An 18,695-nucleotide genomic window follows, 5' to 3' on the forward strand; every position below is an offset into this window, starting at 1 on the left:
AAACCAACATGGATGACCATGTTGGTTTTTTAGTCTATTTCTATGTTAAAAAATGTATATTTATAAAATAAATGAAAAGTTTGAAAATAGTATTGCAAAATATTATATATCAAACTATAATGAGTTCAAGAATAGTTGATACTTGAATTAAATATTCAGAAAATTCAATTAGTTAAAATTGGAAAATGAGATAAGGAAATTTGAATGGGGGTTATATTATGACGAATAAAGTACCGTTTTCGTTCATAGTAGTTATTGGATTAATGTTATTTGCATTATTTTTTGGAGCAGGAAATTTAATTTTCCCAGCAATGCTTGGTCAATCGGCAGGAGAAAATGTATGGATTGCTAACGCTGGATTTTTAGTAACTGGTGTTGGATTACCATTACTAGGTGTACTAGCATTTGGTTTTTCAGGTAAAGATGATTTACAGTCATTAGCAAGTCGTGCTCACCCAGTGTTCGGGATTGTGTTTACAACAGTTTTATACTTAGCGATCGGTCCGTTATTTGCAATACCGAGAACAGGAAATGTATCTTATGAAATTGGTCTTAAGCCGTTTATGCCAGAGGGATTAGGTTCTACACCTTTAATTCTTTTCACAATTGTATTCTTTAGCATCACTTGTTTTTTTTCGCTAAATCCCGCGAAAATTGTCGATATTGTTGGAAAAATCTTAACGCCAATTAAATTAACATTCATCGGTATTTTAGTAATCGTTGCTTTTATTCACCCGATTGGAGAAATGCAAGCACCAGTTGAAGCTTATACATCACACGCATTCTTTAAAGGATTCCAAGAAGGATACTTAACGATGGACACGCTTGCATCATTCGTATTCGGAATCATCATCATTAATGCAATTAAAGAAAAAGGTGCGAAAACAAAAACGCAAATTATGGTCGTTTGTGCAAAGGCGACAATCATTGCAGCATCTATTTTAGCAATTATCTATACGGCTCTTTCTTATATGGGTGCTTCAAGTGTTGCAAAGCTTGGACATTTAGAGAACGGCGGAGAAGTATTAGCAAAAGTTTCTAACTACTATTTTGGATCATATGGCGGAGTATTATTAGGATTAATGATTACAGTAGCGTGTTTAACAACTAGTGTAGGACTTGTATCAGCATGTTCTTCATTCTTCCATAAGTTATTTCCAAATGTTCCTTACAAAGCAATTGCAATTACGCTATGTGTATTTAGTGCAATTGTTGCAAACGTAGGATTAACACAATTAATCGCAGTTTCTGTTCCAGTATTAACAGCAATTTATCCACTAGCAATCGTATTGATTTTCTTAACATTCTTCCATTCATTATTCAAAGGAAGAGCTGAAGTTTATCAAGTGAGCTTAATCGTAACATTTATCATCAGCTTATTCGACGGATTAAGTGCAGCTGGAGTTAACATTGAAGGTGTAAGCCAAGTGTTCACTAAATTCCTTCCGATGCAGGAAGTAGGATTAGGCTGGATCTTCCCAGCGATTATCGGTGGATTTATCGGATATGGCATTAGCGTTTTAAAACCAAAAAATCAAATTCAACCAGCAGCAAATACGAATAAGAAAATAGGTTAAATAAAAAAGCTATAGAACTTGTTTCTATAGCTTTTTTTGTTACTATTAATAATGAAAGAAAATAAAGTAGTAGGGGAAATAAAATGAAAAAAACAATTGATCATATTGGCATTGCAGTTCGAGATATAGATAGTACAATACGTTTTTATGAAAAGGTATTGTTAGGAACGTTAATAGATCGTTACGTAAGTGAAGCACCGGGTGTGGAAAGTGAAGTAGCCATTCTTGAAGTGGACGGAGATAGAATTGAATTACTTGCACCTACGAATAATACGACATCACCAATTGCCCGATTTATAAAACAAAAAGGTAAAGGTGTACATCACGTTGCATATCGTGTAGATGATTTAGATGTAGCTTTAGAAGAGTTAAAAGAACAAGGTATTCGAACGTTAGAGCATACACTTCGAATTAATAAACACGGCAGAAGATTAATCTATCTTAACCCAGCGGATACAGAGGGAACAATCATAGAGTATTGTGATTATCCGGAAGAGAAATAGAAGAAAGATATTTTTAAAAAGGTGTTACGTAATAACGTAATACCTTTTTATTTATGTATTTCACACTTTCTTCACAAATGATTCACGATAACTTTTCTTCTTCAGGAACTTACGTAAATATATTTTATGATATAATAACAATCGACTTTAAAAATGTAAGTAGTATCTATGAAGGTAGTTACTATTATATTGGAAGTTTAGAGGTGAGAGAGAAATAAATAGTTATACTGTATAGAAGATTATATTTAATCAGGTTAATATTTCGCCCGATAATCTAACTTGGGAAGTTAAAGTAATGAAAATATAGCGATGAGGAAGAAAGAAGTGAAATGATTGTGAAAGTAATGAGAAGGTTAGGGGCATGGCTATTACTTGCGTGTGTGCTTATCATATTGATACCGAAAAGTACATCTGCTCATGCGTATGTTGTGAAATCAAACCCTGCTGAAAATGAAACGTTGAAGAAAGCACCAGCTGTTGTGAAAATCGAATTCGATGAGGATATACAAGTTTCAAGTTTTAATACATTGTACGTGAGGGATACATCAGGTAAAAGGGTCGATTTGAAAGATGCTCATATTGATAAAAAAAACAAAAAACTATTAGAAGCAGGGTTAAAAGAAAATCTGAAAAACGGACTCTACTCTATTCAGTGGAAAGTGATTTCAGCTGATGGACATCCAATTCAAGGAGTTATTCCGTTCCGAATTGGGTCAGTAGAAGCGGGAGCAGACGATATACAGGTAGAAGAGATGGGGTATGTTCCGCAAATAGATATGATTATGGAACGTGGAATTCTATATACAAGTTTCTCATTATTTATAGGAGTACTATTCTTTAATCTGATTATGTATAAAGGGAATGCAACCTCGGTTCGATCAAGGAGTAAAAAAATAATATGGATCTCATTAATTGGGATATTCATTAGTTTACTATTCAATCTACCATTGCAAGCGAAAATAAATGCTGATGTTTCATGGCTAGAAGCATTCGATCCTTTATTATTAAAAGAAACATTACAGCTTTCTGTTTTTGGATATGTATGGATTACTCAAATGGTTCTTATTAGTTCACTTATAATTGTTACGTATTTTGCGATGAAGTGTGGGAAGCTATCGTCGTTTAAAGTATGGAGTATTCCAATAGTATTGTTTATCGGGATACTTGTTATGAAAGCCTTTAGTAGTCATGCATATGGTTTAAAGTTTAAAGACATTGCTGTCGTTATGGATTTTCTGCATTTATTTGCAGCTTCATTATGGATTGGCGGTCTATCATCCATTATCCTTCTTTTACGTAAAGAGGATAACAAATGGAGTATGTATTGGGATATGATTAAGCGTTTTTCACCGTGGGCAACAGGTGCTGTCATCGTGATTTTAATAACAGGCCTTTTTAACAGTACATTTTTTATTCCAACAATCCACTCGTTATTTGATACGAAGTATGGATTAGCTTTATTAGCAAAGATACTTTTATTCATTTTCATGGGGATATTGGGAATTGTACATTATGTGAAAGGGAAAATGAGAGCGCAGAAGGGATTAGGCGCTACGGTGAAAGTAGAGTTTATCATCGGAATTATCATTTTTGTCATCGTAGCTTTTATGACAAACGTACAAACACCACAGATGCCTCCTACTGGACCTTTTACAGAGAGTAAGCAACTAGATAATGGGTATGAACTTACTTTACATGTAAGTCCTAATAAAGTAGGACAAAATACATTTCATATTACTTTAAAGGATGAAAACGGACAACCTGTTACTGATATGGAGCAAATTATTTTAACTACTCAATCATTAGATATGAATATGGGAAAAGGTTCATTTAAAGTTTCGGCCGTTTCACCAGGAGAATATGAAGCGGAAGGTATGTATATTAACATGACAGGAAACTGGAATATACAAGTGCACGGATTAACAAAATCTCTTGATAGTTTTGATACGGATTATAAATTTATAGTAGGTGGCAGATAAAGTGAAACTTTAATCAGCGGGGGAATCCCACGCTGATTATCAGCCCTCACCAACCTGGCTGTCCGGCGAATAGCGGGATAAAGAGAAGTTACAGAGAAAAAGGAGTTAATAGAAAATGAAACGTATAAAAAAATTAGGTACAACAATGATCGCAACAATAATTGCAATGGGGATTTTTTCGGTACCTGTTAGTGCGCACGTAACTGTGAAGCCAGCAACTTCTGACATTGGCTCTTGGGAGACTTATACAATAAAAGTACCAGTTGAAAAGAATATAGCAACGACAAAAGTTACACTGAAAATACCGTCTGGAGTAGAGTTTCAACAATATGAACCAGTGCCAGGATGGAAAGTGGAAGAGCAAAAAGATAATGATGGAAAAGTGAAAACTGTAATATGGGAAGCAACAGGAGAAGGGATTTTATCCGGTCAGTTTCAGCGATTTACTTTCGTCGCTAAAAATCCGGATAAAGAACAAAAAATAGCTTGGGATGCATATCAACAATATAAAGACGGAGAAATTGTTGAATGGACAGGCGATGAAAAAGCTGAAAAACCACATTCACTTACTACAATTGCAAAAGGTACGTCATTAACAGGAGAACATGGTGAAGTGTCTAATGTAGAGAAGAATGAAGGTACTAGTAATATGCAATTGATAGCGATTGTTTTATCTATTTTGGCGATTGTATCGTCGGTAGGTGCGTGTGTTTTTGTAGTACGTCGTAAAAGGTAAGTAAGATTGAAAGGTCTCATTGAAAATAATGAGACCTTTTTTATTAGGTCTATGGATTAGAAAGAATGAAGATAGTGGTACTATTATAGCCACTCTATAATGAAATTTATTGATGTATGGAAATCAATTGACGATTATTAAGTCTTCCGGCAGGATATCATGTCCTAGCCAGTTTTCAATTAAAGTATTAAATAACTTAGGATTCGCTAAAGAAATTCCATGACCGATTTTAGAAATAATAACACCTGTGCAATGGGGATTACTTTTAAGGATTTCAGTCAACGAGTCTTTCATGATTCTTTTTTCGTTTTCTCCAACAGTTACCAATATATTACTATTAGTATTCTCAAAGTTTTTTGGTATTGTAAACGACATGTTTTCTTCTAGTATTCTTATGAAGGTATTTTTACTTATTTGACAACTGTCATGATAATAGTGATCAAAGTATTCTTTATCTATGTACATTGATTTGGCTTGTATTTTCGAAAACGTCCTACTCTTTATAAGAGGATAGGTTAGCCCAATAGATTTTATAAATGTGTTAGCAAAAGGAATGGATTTGACTAAGGCACTATTTATCATGGCATATTGAATTAAGTTTGGCTTCATGCTGAGCATGGAGATTAATACTTGAGCGCCTAATGAAAACCCAATTACTATAACAGTTTTACCCTGACTTTTTTCTTCAATTAGGTCTATGATTTTTTCAGCACTAAAGTTTATTGAGAAAGGATCTTTACTTTTATTTTTTCCTTGCTCAAGTAAATCAGGGACGAGGCAGTGATAGTTAGTAAAATGTTTAATTTGTTTGTCCCACATCCAACCACTAACTCCACCCCTATGAATAAAAACCATAAGTGGTGAGCTTGAATCTCCAAATTCTTTATACTGTAAAACCATATAATGCCCCCTTATGATTAGAATTGTTAGTCCATCCATATATAGTAGAGGTAATATTCTTATTACTTAAGTATAATCATGCAATAAAAAAGAAAAAAATTCCTTTTAATACAACTCTCCGTAACTGAACTGTACTGATAAAAGGGTGAAAAAGAGCCTACAAACAGCAGGCTCTTTTTCATTTTTATTTCACTTCAACCTGCTGCCTTACAGCAAGTGTTTTCGGCTTTATATTTACGAAACAAATACTCACCACAATAAATAATAGTCCGATGAATAAGCTAATAGTAATGGCCTCATGTAAGAAAATTGAACTTACAATAATAGCGATTAATGGAATAAGAAATGTATAAGCCCCAACTTTACTTGCTTCACCAGCTCCAACAAGAGTAAAGTATGCAAGCCATCCCATTGCAATAACAAAGAATGAAATAAAGAGTAGTACACTAACAAATGGTATACTCCAAGCGATACTAGACCAGCTTTCAAACTCTGAACCAAATCCAATTAAGCAAAGCCCGCCAATAATAAGCTGAAGTGTTACCATCCAAATGGAATTAACGCGGTGCCCAGTCTTCTTAATAAATACTGTGCCAAGTGCCCAGCCAATAGCGCATCCTATCGCGAGAAGGATTCCAAAAATAGAAATATGTCCAGTTAAACTACTAGAGCTAATGACACCTACGCCAATAAATCCAAGAACAAGCCCAAAAATTTTTAAGCCGTACATAGATTCTTCAAGCCAAATCCATGAGAAAATGCCGAGTAAAACAGGTTGTAGAAATACAATGGCTGAAAATAACCCAGCGGGCATATATTGAAGGCCTACAGTTTGTAATCCGTAAAATATAATGATGTTAAGTAAAGAAGAAATAACGTATAAATGCCAAGTTTCTTTTAAGTGTAACTCTTTGTATTTCGGTAATGCGAAAAGGAGTAAAATGAATCCTCCAATTAAAGTTCGAACGCCTGCAAATAAAACGGGTGGTGTATAATGCAGGGCAAACTTAGATAAAGGCCAATTGATTCCCCACATGAAAACGAGAAAGGTAAGGATTATGGCCGTCTTAGTTCGAGAAAGCTGTGTCACGGTAAGACCTCCTTGTTGTTATTCATTTCACTATGATATGATATCGACTGTAATAAATAAAATGAATCTTTTTTATAAGGAGTATAAGTGATTAGTTATGACCATTACACAACTGCAAGTATTAATAAAAACTGTTGAGTTAGGTAGTTTTACGAAGGCTGCTCGGGTGTTAAATATGACGCAACCAGCTGTAAGTCATGCCATTTCAAGTATTGAGTCAGAGTTAGGAGTTACGATTCTTATACGTGATAAACGAAAAGGGCTAATCGTTACGGATGTAGGAAACAGAATTCTTGTGCATATTAGAGAGATTTTGAACGGTGTAGAGAAGATTGAACAAGAAGTTGCGATGGAGAAAGGACACGAAGTTGGGACGATTCGAATTGGGAGTTTTCCGAGTGCTTCTGCACATTTCTTACCCAAAATGATAAATCTTTTTAAGGAGAAGTATCCGAACTTAGAAGTCGTTCTTTGTGAAGGAACGATTAAAGAAGTTGAAGATTGGTTAGTATCGAGGGTTGTTGATATAGGAATTGTTATTTTGCCTAATAAAGAGATGGAGATTGTCCCATTAACGAAGGGGAAAATGGTTGCTATCTTAAGAGATGATCATCCTCTTTGTAAGAAGGACTCTATTGCAATAAGTGATTTAGAGAATGAACCGATCATATTATGTAAGGGTGGATACGAACCACCCATTATTGATATGTTTAAACAAGCAAACGTACCACTTCGGGCTGAGTATGTAATATCGACCGTTACTACAGCTTTAAATATGATTCAAGAAGGGTTAGGTATTGCAATATTAGCTCAATTATCTTTAACGAATTTACCACAGAATGTGCAAACGAGAGAATTGGAACCACAAGTATGGAGAGAAATTGCTTTAGCTGTTCCTTCATTAAAGGATTCCTCAATCGCTGTGCAGCTATTTATTGAAGAATTTCAAGCGCTATTTACAGAATAAAAAGAGGTGTCTCATATATCATAATGGGACACTTTTTAATTTGCTTATAAAAAATCTATGAAAAGGATTGACTTATCTTTTCGTTGTAACTATAATGATTACATTGAGGTGGTGATCACAATGAAAATTAGTAGCCGCTTTTCTATAGCTGTTCATATTTTATCTATTTTGAAAAACAATCCATCTTCACTTTGTACTTCAGACTATATAGCTGAAAGTGTAAACACAAATCCAGTAGTCATTCGTAAAATGATGTCGTACTTGAAACAAGCTGGTTTTGTATATGTAAATCGCGGTCCAGGTGGTGCGGGATTATTAAAGGATTTACATGAAATCACATTGTTAGATGTATACCATGCAGTAAATGTAGTCGAAGAAGACAAACTATTTCATATGCACGAGCAACCAAATCCAGATTGTCCAATTGGAGCAAATATTCAAGCAGTGTTAGAAGTAATATTAATACAAGCGCAATCCGCGATGGAAGAAATTTTGAGAAATATTACGATGGGGCATTTGTTTGAAACTTTGCAAGAAAAAATGAATGCTTAAATCATATTTATATTTTTTTATTATTAATGTAACTAATTTGATTACAATTATAAAGGTAAGGTGTAAAAGTATGACTGTAAAAATGAAAGTATACTCAGATTTTATATGTCCATTTTGTTTTTTAGCAAAAGGTCCATTAGATGAAGTAGCGAAAGAGAAAGATGTAGAAATTGAATGGATGCCATTTGAATTACGTCCAAGTCCATATTCAAAAATAGATCCATGGAATGAGCCAGAAAAATTAGGCTCATGGGATGCTTTTATTCTTCCAACTGCGAAGAAGTTAGGAATCGATATGCGTTTGCCGCGTGTTTCACCGCATCCATATACACATTTAGCTTTCGAAGGATGTCAATTTGCGAAAGAACGTGGACTAGGAAATGAGTATCATCACCGCGTATTCACAGCATTTTTCCAAGAAGAGCAAAACATTGAAGATATTGATGTTTTAACAAAATTAGCGGTAGAAGTAGGTCTTCCTGAAGCTGAATTTAAAGATGCTTTAGTAACTCGTAAATATAAAGAAAAGCATCAAGAAGCAATTCAGCATGCATATGATGAAGCAAATATTATGGCTGTTCCAACTGTCATGATTGGAGATGAAGTCATTCAAGGGCTTGCTAGTAAAGAAACGCTACAAAGAGTCATCGATAAAGAAATTGAAAAGGATAAAACAAATTCATTTGAAGGTATGCAATGTAATACAGATGGATATTGCTAATTCGCTTGTTATGAAATAACAAAATAAATTATAAAACAAATATTTGGAGGAATTAAAATGTCAGCAACTACAACAAATTTAAAAGAAGCAATCGTGAACCGTCGTTCTATTCGTAAAGTAACAAAAAACGATGCAATTACGAAAGAAAGAATTGAAGAAGTTTTAAAAACAGCTTTACACGCACCAACATCTTTCAATATGCAAAGTGGTCGTATGGTTGTATTAATGGATGGAGAACATGAAAAGTTTTGGGATATTGTTAAAGAAACACTAAGAGCCCGAGTACCAGCAGAAAACTTTGAAGCGACTGTAGAAAGATTAAAAGGTTTCCATACAGGTGTTGGGACTGTGTTATTCTTTGAAGATCAAGCAACAGTAGAAAAAATGCAAGAAAATGCACCATTATATAAAGATCAGTTCCCATTTTGGTCTCATCAAGGAAATGCAATGTTACAACATACTGTATGGATGTTATTATCGGCTGAAGGAATTGGTGCATCATTACAACACTACAATCCAATCGTAGATGCTGAAGTGAAAGAAACTTGGAACATTCCAGCAGAGTGGACCTTAGTAGGACAAATGCCATTTGGTGAGCCAAATGAACAACCAGGAGAAAGAACTTTCTTACCTACTGAAGATGTAGTGAAATTTAATATGTAAAAAGTTAAATAAAAGGAGAGTACATATTAGCCATATATGTACTCTCCTTTCGTATGCAATGTTAAACTCTTACTGCAAGAACGATTTCCTTCATATGAATCGAAGTCTTTCCTTACAATTAAAAATCTATTATGTTTATTATTTTGAAATGACAGTAAACATCCCCGTCATGTTTGGTGAGTAATCCTTAAAATCAAATTTTTCATAGAATGATTCTTTATCTTGTGATGCAAACAAACCGACAAACGCCTTATCAGGGGCATTCTCATGTAAGTATGCAACTAAACGATGCATGATTTCTTTCCCGATACCATGTTTCTGATACTCTGGATGAACTACTATATCTTGAATATAGAAATAGATAGATCCATCACCGACAATTCTCCCCATGCCGATAATTTGTTCATTATCTTTGACTGTGATGCAGTGAATAGAATGCTTCAGTGAAGTTTCCGCCACTTCAAAATTCATATAATTAGACCAACCAACAGAATCACATAAGTATTTGTACTCTTCTAATGTTGGAATGTTATGTTTAAACTCATATGTTTTCAAAATGTAACCTCCAAGTCCTTAAATACAACCAGTATATAAATTCGACATTTTTTTATCTTTTCCTCCTATGTAACTGAATCCTTTTTGGCTATTGAATTTCGTACAGTTTCCTTATTTGTATTAATTTATAAGAGTTTAGGGGAAAAATATTAGAAATAATGCAGTAGAAAGGGAAGTGGCAAAATGAATGATGAGAAAAAATATACAGTGGTAGGTACTGATGTTGAGGAGGTAAAACGTTTAAATAAGGATTCAGGGTTAACGTATAATCAAGTGAAGGAATTATTAGCGAAGCAAATGAAAAAAAGAATGAATTAAATTGAAATTTTTCATTTTTTCATTTAGCATTTTAATAAGAGAGGGTTATAAGGATAACTCTCTTTTTCAATACAATTGAGCAACTTTTAGAGCGGAGGAAACAGCATGAAAAAGTGGATAAAGATAACGCTGTCAATTGCTGGGGGGATCGTCCTATTAACATGTGCCGGAGGATATTACGTATATAAAAACTATTTTCTAAAGGAACCTGAGCGTATCGTATACGATAAAGATAGAGTGTTAAAACCGATACATAACCAGTTGAAAGGAATTAACATAGAAAACGTAAAGATAAAAGAAAAAGAAGTCGTAAATGCGACTGTAGATGAGTTTCAAAAAATGATTGATGATGGGAAATTATCATATGAAGAATTAACGAGTATATATCTTTTTAGAATACAAGAACATGATCAAAATGGAATAACATTAAATGCTGTTACAGAGATAAATCCAAATGCAATGGAAGAAGCGCGAAAGCTAGACAAAGAGAGGGATTTAAATAAGAAATCGAACTTATACGGCATGCCGGTTATCGTAAAAGATAATGTACAAACGAAAAATGTGATGCCGACAAGCGCGGGCACTTATGTGTTAAAAGATTGGATTGCAGATGAAGATGCGACGATCGTGAAGAAGTTGAAAGAAGAAGGTGCTTTTGTTTTAGGGAAAGCGAATATGTCTGAGTGGGCAAATTATTTATCCTTTACAATGCCTAGCGGATATAGCGGGAAAAAAGGACAAAATTTGAATCCATACGGTCCGATTACGTTTGATACATCGGGATCAAGTTCTGGATCTGCTACAGTAGTTGCGGCAGATTTTGCACCACTTGCAATCGGGACGGAGACGACTGGGTCAATTGTAGCACCCGCGACGCAGCAATCAGTAGTTGGATTACGTCCATCACTAGGTATGGTGAGTAGATCTGGCATTATTCCGTTAGCTGAAACACTTGATATAGCAGGGCCGATGGCAAGAACGGTGAGGGATGCGGCAACATTATTTAATGTAATGGTAAGTTATGATGAAAAAGATGCTATGACAGAAAAAATGAAAGATAAAGAAAGAATTGATTATACGGAGGACTTATCAATAGACGGATTGAAAGGGGAAAAAGTAGGAGTTCTTTTTTCAATAGATCGACAAGATGAGAATAGAAAAAAAGTAGCAGAAAAGATTAGAAAAGACCTTCAAGATGCAGGTGCGATATTGACTGATGATATTCAGTTAAACGATGGGGGAGTAGACAATCTACAAACATTAGAATATGAGTTCAAACATAATGTTAACGATTATCTTGCACAGCAAAAAAATGTACCGGTAAAATCGCTAGAAGAGATTATAGCGTTTAATAAAAAGGATAGTAATAGACGAATAAAATACGGACAAACATTAATCGAGGGATCTGAAAAATCTGCTATAACGAAAGATGAGTTTGAAAAAATAGTGCGATCGAGTCAAGAAAATGCAAGAAAAGAGCTAGATAGATATTTAGTAGAAAAAGGTTTGGATGCTTTAGTTATGATTAACAACGAAGAAGTTCTTCTATCAGCTGTAGCTGGCTATCCAGAATTAGCGGTGCCAGCAGGATATGATAACAATGGAGAGCCAGTAGGTGCAGTGTTTGTCGGGAAGCAATTTGGTGAAAAGGAACTGTTCAATATGGGATATGCGTATGAGCAGCAGTCTAAAAATAGAAGATCACCAAAACTGTAAAAGGGTAAACGAAAAATAGAGCTCCACTGAAATATGTTGGTAGGCTAATATGAAAAGAATCTAACAATATAAAAAGAAAAAAAGGATTCTTCTCAATTAGTAAGAAAGATTGTCTATAGAAGTTCATAAAATGTAATATATTCAATTTCCATCCATTGAAGGGGGAGGTTAAATCTTAATGAATGAAGTGAAAAATTTCTTTCGAAGTAGAGGGTTCCAACGGTTTCTCGTTTTAATAATAGTAGCGCTTGTATTATATGGATTAAAAAGTATGATCAATTTAATATTAATTACGTTCATACTGACATTTTTAATGGATCGGTTTCAACGTTTTATTTCAAAGAAATTGAAAGTGAATCGGAAAATTGTTATCGCATGTTTGTATATAATATTAGTTACGTTTATCGGCACAACATTATATAAATATTTACCTGTGCTAACGATACAAATTTCCCAATTGATTTATCAGTTTAGGTTGTTTTTTCAAAATCCACCTGATAATGAGATCATTAAATATGCACTTTCAACTATTAATGGGATGGAAGTATCAAAATATATAGAACAAGGTGTAGATGTCATATATCAATCAATTGCAAATATAGGAAAAGTCAGTTTGCAAATACTACTCTCTCTTATTTTAAGTTTATTTTTCTTGTTAGAAAAAGAACGCATAATATCATTTACTTCGAAATTTAAAGATAGTAGTCTAAAGGTTTTTTATGAGGAGATTGCATATTTTGGTGAAAGGTTTGCAAGATCTTTCGGTAAAGTAATTGAAGCACAGTTTTTAATTGCAGTTGTCAATTGTGTACTCACTGTAATTGCACTTGTGATTTTAGGGTTTCCACAGCTTCTTGTATTGGCTGTCATGGTCTTTCTACTCGGTTTAATTCCTGTTGCCGGTGTAATCATTTCTTTGTTTCCACTTTGTATTATTGCTTATAACGTAGGCGGAGTAATGTACGTTGTATACATACTTGTGTTTATTACAGTAATCCATGCTCTTGAAAGTTATTTTTTAAACCCGAAATTCATGTCTGCGAAAACGAATTTACCAATCTTTTATACATTTATGATTCTCATCTTTTCAGAACATTTCCTTGGAATATGGGGGCTTATTATCGGGATACCAATCTTTATCTTTTTATTAGATGTACTTGATGTAAATAATGAGAAATCAATTAAAAAATAGAAAATAACAGATGTTTCAATGAGCGAACAACCAAAAAAAGCAATCCAAAATAAATTGGATTGCTTTTTACTATACATATTAAAGAACTGGAGCCATTGTTTCTTTCAACACTTGAACAGAGTGATCGAATTTTAATTCTTCGTCTTCACTTAATTCTACTTCTAAAATTTCACGAACACCGCCGCGATTTAAAACAGCAGGTACACCGATATAAACATCTTTTTGACCGTATTGACCTTCTAAATATGCCGAAACAGTTAATACACTATTTTCATCGTTTAAAATCGCTTTAGTAACACGTAGAAGTGACATACCGATACCATAGTAAGTCGCACCTTTTCGCTCAATAATATGGTAAGCTGCATCACGAACGTTTATGAAAATTTTGTCTAAATCTTCTTGCGTGTATGTGTTGTCTTTTTCAAGAAGCGTTTGTAGTTTTTGAATACCAATTGATACGTGACTCCAAACAGGAAGTTCTGTATCGCCGTGTTCACCGATAATATAAGCATGAATGTTGTGTGAACCAATATTGAAGTACTCACCTAACATATAGCGGAAACGAGCAGAATCAAGTGTTGTACCAGAACCAATTACGCGTTCTTTCGGTAAACCAGATTCTTTCCAAGTTACGTAAGTTAAAATATCTACAGGGTTTGTTGCGATTAAGAAAATACCATCAAATCCGCTATCCATAATACTACGAACGATTTGTTTAAAGATTTTCGCGTTTTTCTCAACTAAATCTAAACGTGTTTCGCCTGGTTTTTGTGGTAATCCAGCTGTAATGACTACAAGATCAGCATCTTTACAATCTTCATAGCTGCCTTTCCATACTCTAGTTGGAGCTGGAGCAAATGGAACAGCATGACTTAAATCCATCGCTTCTCCTTCAGCTTTTGCCTCGTTTACATCAACTAAAACAAATTCTTCAGCTACAGCTTGGTTAATCATACAGTAAGCATAACTACATCCAACTGCTCCTGTCCCTACTAATACAACACGGTTAATCCCTTTTTTCATTTCAAAATTCCTCGCAATTTCATTAATTTTATTATGTAAGATAATACGTCTTACTTCTATAGAGTCATATCTAGTTTATTACATTTTATAAAAGATATTCAAGTAATTGAAAATGTATCCGTGCAATTCTTTGCACGAAACATAGGAAGTGAGTGAACCGAATATAATGCAATAAAATCCTTTATCGAAGGGGAAAAGGGCATGATGCAGCCATTAACGATGGAAAGAATGCTCCATATTATTAATGTGGGGCTCGTAAAAACGAAGAATCCAAAGCAAATTATTATCGCTGGCGCAGGAATTTCAGGATTAGTTGCAGCATCGTTATTGAAAGAAGCAGGGCATAACATAACAATTTTAGAAGCGAATAACCGAATAGGCGGAAGGATATATACAATTCGTGAACCATTTAGTTCTGGTTTATATTTTAATGCAGGACCAATGAGAATTCCTGAAACACACGGGTTAACTTTAGCTTACATTCGTAAATTTAAATTGCCGTTAAATCTTTTTGTAAATAAAACCGCTTCAGATATTATTTATACGAATAATATTAAAACGAGATTGAGCGTGTTTGAAAAAAATCCAAGTATACTTGGATATCCCATTGTAGAGAACGAAAAAGGAAAAACAGCAGAAGAGTTAATGTTAGTAGTATTAGAACCAATACTTAATTTTATAAAAAAAGATTCTAATAAAAACTGGATCATCGTTGAAAAAAAGTATAAAACATATTCGCTCGGATCATTTTTAAGCGAGTATTATTCAGATGGAGCAATAGATATGATTGGGGTACTTCTAGATATGGAAGCATATATGGGAATGTCTTTAATTGAAGTATTACGTGAAATGATCTTTTTTACTTCAACGACAAAATATTATGAGATAACGGGCGGAATGGATACATTACCAAATTCATTTTTACCGGAGTTAAAAGATAATATTTTTATGTCGTATAAAGTAGAAAAAATTATACAGGAAGATAATAAAGTGATGATGCAAGTAACAAATGAACAAACGTTACATCCATTTATGGTAACAGGCGACATTGCTATTATCACAATTCCATTTTCATCGTTACGATTTGTAGAAGTTCAGCCATATCATTTATTCTCTTATTTTAAAAGACGGGCAATTCGTGAATTAAACTATATAGCTTCGACTAAAATTGCGATAGAGTTTAAAAGTAGATTTTGGGAAAGAGTGGGGCAGCGTGGCGGTAAATCTATTACAGATTTACCTATACGATTTACATATTATCCGAGTTATGGCATTCATACACCAGGGGCGGCTATCGTTTTAGCGAGTTATACATGGGCAGATGAGGCGTTAACGTGGGATAGTCTCCCGCAAAGAGATCGTATACGTTACGCATTAAAAAATTTAGCGGAAATATACGGTGACATCGTCTATAGTGAGTTTGTTACTGGAACATCTTTTAGCTGGAGCCAAAATCCGTATTCTTGCGGCGCATTTACGGCTTTCGAACCAGGTCAAGAGTTAGAGTTATTTCCGTATATTACGCCGCCAGCTGGCAAAGTACACTTTGCAGGAGAGCATACGACATTAACACATGGATGGATGCAAGGAGCAATAGAGTCTGGAATTCGAGTTGCTTATGAAGTAAACGAACAGTGAAGATGTATTTACAAATCACTATTCTTTTAATAAAATGATTAATATAAATCGTAATTATTACGCTTTGAATACGTTTGAAATAAAGAAATGGATGGTCGATTAAATGAAAAAAGTAGAAATTCATATATTAGGTGGCTTTTTAGGAAGTGGAAAATCAACATTATTACAAAATTTATTGTTAGCGGAAAAAAAGAAGAATAGAAAAGTTGCAGTATTAATGAATGAAATTGGTGAATACTCGGTAGATACAGATATTATTGGAAAAGAGAATGTTTTAAGGGAACTTCTGAAAGGATGTATTTGTTGTACGCTAAAAGAAGAGCTTGAAATACAATTACACTCGTTATATCAGCAAGAAAGACCAGATGTCATTTATATAGAAACGACAGGTGTTGCACATCCAATTGAAGTATTAGATGCGTGTGTATCACCAATTTTAGCACCTTTCTTAGAAGTGAAATCAATTGTCGTCGTTTTAGATGCAGTAAGGTGGTTAAATCCAAGTGTATTAAGTGCAAACGTTCAGCAATTATTGCATGAGCAACTGAAGTTTGGTAGCCACATTTTAATTAATAAATTAGATTTACTAACAGATGCGGATAAGAACAAAGTAATTGAAGAAGTGAAAGCAATAAATAATCATGCGAAATTGTTTGAAACAAAATATTGTAATATATCTTTAGAAGACATAGAAGAAGCTGAATTTACGAATGATGGGGAACATGAGACACTACATGTAAAACAGCATTTACATATACAAACGATGACATATCAATTTACGAAATCGATTGATCAAGATAAATTATACGAATGGCTTTCGAATTTACCAGATAGTATTTATCGTGTAAAAGGATTTGTGAAATTCCATGGAGATAAATACCCGCACCTATTCCAATATTCATTTGGGGTACCAACTTTACTGGAACAAGATTTCGGTTTCCCGACGAACTTGGTAGTAATAGGAGAAGGGCTAGATAAGAAACAATTGGCTGAAGGGTTAGAGAAAGTAGAAAATAATTAAGTGTTTTTTAGATAGGCTGCAATAATTGACTTAAGAACTTAAGTTAATTATTGTAGCTTTTTTCGTGATTAATACTGTAACGAAACAGTATTTTCAACTGGGAAACAGAATATATATTGATTGTATGTCCGTTTCCATTAAATAGGAAGGTGATTATAGATTTGTGCCGAATGTAGAGGATACCACAAGAGTTTTCCATTACCTATCTTATAGTTAGTCATGATTACGGACAGGGGACTTTGGCGTGTTTGACTCTATCAGAAAGTAAAGTATGGGGAGGATCACAATGTCGATGAAAAAACGTAAATGGCTAAGAATGGTGGCTACTGGTTGTGTTTTAGGTTCGTTATTAATAACGGCAGCTTGTTCAGGAAAGAAAACAAGTACAGAGGATGAAAAGACGATTAAGGTAGGGGTTCTTGCTTCATTAACAGGGCCATTAGAATCGTATGGAAAACAAACAGTGAACGGATTTGAATTAGGGTTAGACTATGCAACGGGTGGAACTGGGAAAGTGGAAGGGAAGAAGATTAAGTTTGTTGTAGAAGATACGGAAACGAAAGCAGAGGTGGCGGTTAAAAAAGCTACGAAGTTATTAGAAGAAGAGAAAGTCGATTTTTTAGTCGGATCGTCTAGTTCAAGTGATACATTAGCGGTATTACCACTAGCAGAAGAATATGAAAAAATAATGGTTGTTGAACCGGCAGTTGCTGATAGTATTACCGGAAAGAACTGGAATAAATATATTTTTAGAACAGGAAGAAGTTCTTCGCAAGATGCGATTGCAGGAGCAGCGGCAATTGCAAAAAAAGATGTAAAGATTGCGACGTTTGCCCCGGATAATGCATTTGGCCGTGAAGGGATTGCAGCATTTAAAGTTGGAGCAAAGAAATTAGGTGCGAATATTGTAAACGAGCAATATGCTGATACAAATTCGACTGACTTTACTGCTAATATTCAAAATATCATTAGCTCAAAACCGGATTATTTATTTATCGTTTGGGCAGGTGCAAATTCACCTTGGAAACAGTTGAAGGATATGAATGTGGAAGCGCAAGGTATTAAAATTTCTACAGGTGCACCAGATATACCGGCATTAAAAACGATGGATGCATTAGTAGGAATGCAAGGTTTTTCTGTTTATTATCATACACTCCCCAAAAATAAGGTGAATGATTGGTTAGTGGAAGAACATAAAAAACGATTTAATGGTGCGGTACCAGATTTATTTACAGCAGGAGGAATGTCAGCGGCAATTTCAATTGTAGAAGCGTTAAAGAAAACAAAAGGTGATACAGATGTAGATACATTAATTAAGAAAATGGAAGGAATGGAATTTGATACACCGAAAGGAAAGATGAAGTTTAGAGAAAAGGATCACCAAGCGATGCAGACACTTTATTCTATCACATTGAAAAAGCAAGATGGTGTTGACTATCCAGTGCCAGTACTAGAGCGAGAATTAACGATGAAAGAGACAGAACCACCAGTTCAAAATAAATAGACTGAATTTTCTGTTGTTTTTGTATAAAGAGGGGATACCC

General features: G+C 34.3%; 18 protein-coding genes. 14 read left to right on the top strand and 4 right to left on the bottom strand.

The genetic code is table 11. The features are described 5' to 3' along the window. Positions 1 to 218 precede the first annotated feature (218 nt). The 4 genes from brnQ to QCI41_RS28080 all read left to right on the top strand — a co-directional run bounded on the left by brnQ (position 219) and on the right by QCI41_RS28080 (position 4,795). On the top strand, positions 219 to 1,577 hold the full coding sequence (gene brnQ, locus QCI41_RS28065; protein WP_353836096.1) for a branched-chain amino acid transport system II carrier protein: 1,359 nt from the start codon (positions 219 to 221) through the stop codon (positions 1,575 to 1,577). An 83-nt stretch (positions 1,578 to 1,660) separates the two neighbouring features. Beyond that, positions 1,661 to 2,080 (top strand): VOC family protein, encoded by a 420-nt coding sequence (locus QCI41_RS28070; protein WP_000750833.1) that lies wholly within the window; start codon positions 1,661 to 1,663, stop codon positions 2,078 to 2,080. Positions 2,081 to 2,409: 329 nt separating this feature from the next. Further along, on the top strand, positions 2,410 to 4,059 hold the full coding sequence (locus QCI41_RS28075) for a copper resistance CopC/CopD family protein (RefSeq protein WP_353836095.1): 1,650 nt from the start codon (positions 2,410 to 2,412) through the stop codon (positions 4,057 to 4,059). A gap of 115 nt (positions 4,060 to 4,174) precedes the next feature. After that, positions 4,175 to 4,795 carry a YcnI family copper-binding membrane protein gene (locus QCI41_RS28080; protein WP_353836094.1) on the top strand — a complete coding sequence of 207 codons (621 nt, stop codon included), beginning with the start codon at positions 4,175 to 4,177 and terminating at the stop codon, positions 4,793 to 4,795. 123 nt (positions 4,796 to 4,918) lie between these two features. On the opposite strand, the gene QCI41_RS28085 is transcribed toward QCI41_RS28080, so the two are convergent. Both QCI41_RS28085 and QCI41_RS28090 read right to left on the bottom strand, forming a co-directional pair. After that, positions 4,919 to 5,695, bottom strand: a complete 777-nt coding sequence (locus QCI41_RS28085; protein WP_353836093.1) for an alpha/beta fold hydrolase — start codon at positions 5,693 to 5,695, stop codon at positions 4,919 to 4,921. Positions 5,696 to 5,879: 184 nt separating this feature from the next. Beyond that, positions 5,880 to 6,785, bottom strand: coding sequence for a DMT family transporter (locus tag QCI41_RS28090; protein ID WP_046959133.1), 906 nt, complete (start codon positions 6,783 to 6,785; stop codon positions 5,880 to 5,882). Positions 6,786 to 6,882: 97 nt separating this feature from the next. Between QCI41_RS28090 and QCI41_RS28095 the strand changes: the two genes are divergently transcribed. The 4 genes from QCI41_RS28095 to QCI41_RS28110 all read left to right on the top strand — a co-directional run bounded on the left by QCI41_RS28095 (position 6,883) and on the right by QCI41_RS28110 (position 9,688). Continuing rightward, positions 6,883 to 7,752 (top strand): LysR family transcriptional regulator, encoded by an 870-nt coding sequence (locus QCI41_RS28095; RefSeq protein ID WP_000156766.1) that lies wholly within the window; start codon positions 6,883 to 6,885, stop codon positions 7,750 to 7,752. 120 nt (positions 7,753 to 7,872) lie between these two features. Then, positions 7,873 to 8,304, top strand: a complete 432-nt coding sequence (locus tag QCI41_RS28100; protein WP_000704068.1) for an Rrf2 family transcriptional regulator — start codon at positions 7,873 to 7,875, stop codon at positions 8,302 to 8,304. A gap of 70 nt (positions 8,305 to 8,374) precedes the next feature. Then, positions 8,375 to 9,025 carry a DsbA family oxidoreductase gene (locus tag QCI41_RS28105; RefSeq protein ID WP_000216675.1) on the top strand — a complete coding sequence of 217 codons (651 nt, stop codon included), beginning with the start codon at positions 8,375 to 8,377 and terminating at the stop codon, positions 9,023 to 9,025. A gap of 57 nt (positions 9,026 to 9,082) precedes the next feature. Beyond that, positions 9,083 to 9,688: a nitroreductase family protein gene (locus QCI41_RS28110; protein WP_353836092.1), complete on the top strand. Its 606-nt coding sequence runs from the start codon at positions 9,083 to 9,085 to the stop codon at positions 9,686 to 9,688. A 138-nt stretch (positions 9,689 to 9,826) separates the two neighbouring features. On the opposite strand, the gene QCI41_RS28115 is transcribed toward QCI41_RS28110, so the two are convergent. After that, positions 9,827 to 10,243 (bottom strand): GNAT family N-acetyltransferase, encoded by a 417-nt coding sequence (locus QCI41_RS28115; protein ID WP_046959136.1) that lies wholly within the window; start codon positions 10,241 to 10,243, stop codon positions 9,827 to 9,829. Positions 10,244 to 10,426: 183 nt separating this feature from the next. On the opposite strand from QCI41_RS28115, the gene QCI41_RS28120 reads away from it, so the two are divergent. The 3 genes from QCI41_RS28120 (at position 10,427) to QCI41_RS28130 (ending at position 13,469) form a co-directional block, all read left to right on the top strand. Continuing rightward, positions 10,427 to 10,561, top strand: a complete 135-nt coding sequence (locus tag QCI41_RS28120; protein WP_000997339.1) for a hypothetical protein — start codon at positions 10,427 to 10,429, stop codon at positions 10,559 to 10,561. A gap of 105 nt (positions 10,562 to 10,666) precedes the next feature. Next, positions 10,667 to 12,277: an amidase family protein gene (locus tag QCI41_RS28125; RefSeq protein ID WP_353836091.1), complete on the top strand. Its 1,611-nt coding sequence runs from the start codon at positions 10,667 to 10,669 to the stop codon at positions 12,275 to 12,277. Positions 12,278 to 12,455: 178 nt separating this feature from the next. Further along, positions 12,456 to 13,469, top strand: a complete 1,014-nt coding sequence (locus tag QCI41_RS28130; protein ID WP_353836090.1) for an AI-2E family transporter — start codon at positions 12,456 to 12,458, stop codon at positions 13,467 to 13,469. 78 nt (positions 13,470 to 13,547) lie between these two features. Here the strand turns inward: QCI41_RS28130 and QCI41_RS28135 are convergent, their stop codons facing one another. Beyond that, positions 13,548 to 14,492 carry an L-lactate dehydrogenase gene (locus QCI41_RS28135; protein ID WP_060490014.1) on the bottom strand — a complete coding sequence of 315 codons (945 nt, stop codon included), beginning with the start codon at positions 14,490 to 14,492 and terminating at the stop codon, positions 13,548 to 13,550. 201 nt (positions 14,493 to 14,693) lie between these two features. On the opposite strand from QCI41_RS28135, the gene QCI41_RS28140 reads away from it, so the two are divergent. The 3 genes from QCI41_RS28140 (at position 14,694) to QCI41_RS28150 (ending at position 18,655) form a co-directional block, all read left to right on the top strand. After that, positions 14,694 to 16,130 carry a flavin monoamine oxidase family protein gene (locus QCI41_RS28140; protein ID WP_353836089.1) on the top strand — a complete coding sequence of 479 codons (1,437 nt, stop codon included), beginning with the start codon at positions 14,694 to 14,696 and terminating at the stop codon, positions 16,128 to 16,130. A 103-nt stretch (positions 16,131 to 16,233) separates the two neighbouring features. Further along, the gene (locus tag QCI41_RS28145) at positions 16,234 to 17,151 is read left to right on the top strand and encodes a CobW family GTP-binding protein (protein WP_353836088.1); all 918 of its coding nucleotides are present in this window, start codon (positions 16,234 to 16,236) and stop codon (positions 17,149 to 17,151) included. Positions 17,152 to 17,437: 286 nt separating this feature from the next. Then, positions 17,438 to 18,655, top strand: coding sequence for a substrate-binding domain-containing protein (locus QCI41_RS28150; RefSeq protein WP_353836087.1), 1,218 nt, complete (start codon positions 17,438 to 17,440; stop codon positions 18,653 to 18,655). Positions 18,656 to 18,695: the final 40 nt, after the last annotated feature.

The sequence above is a fragment of the Bacillus cereus group sp. MG4 genome (assembly GCF_040460055.1).
Taxonomy (GTDB): Bacteria; Bacillota; Bacilli; order Bacillales; family Bacillaceae_G; genus Bacillus_A; species Bacillus_A wiedmannii.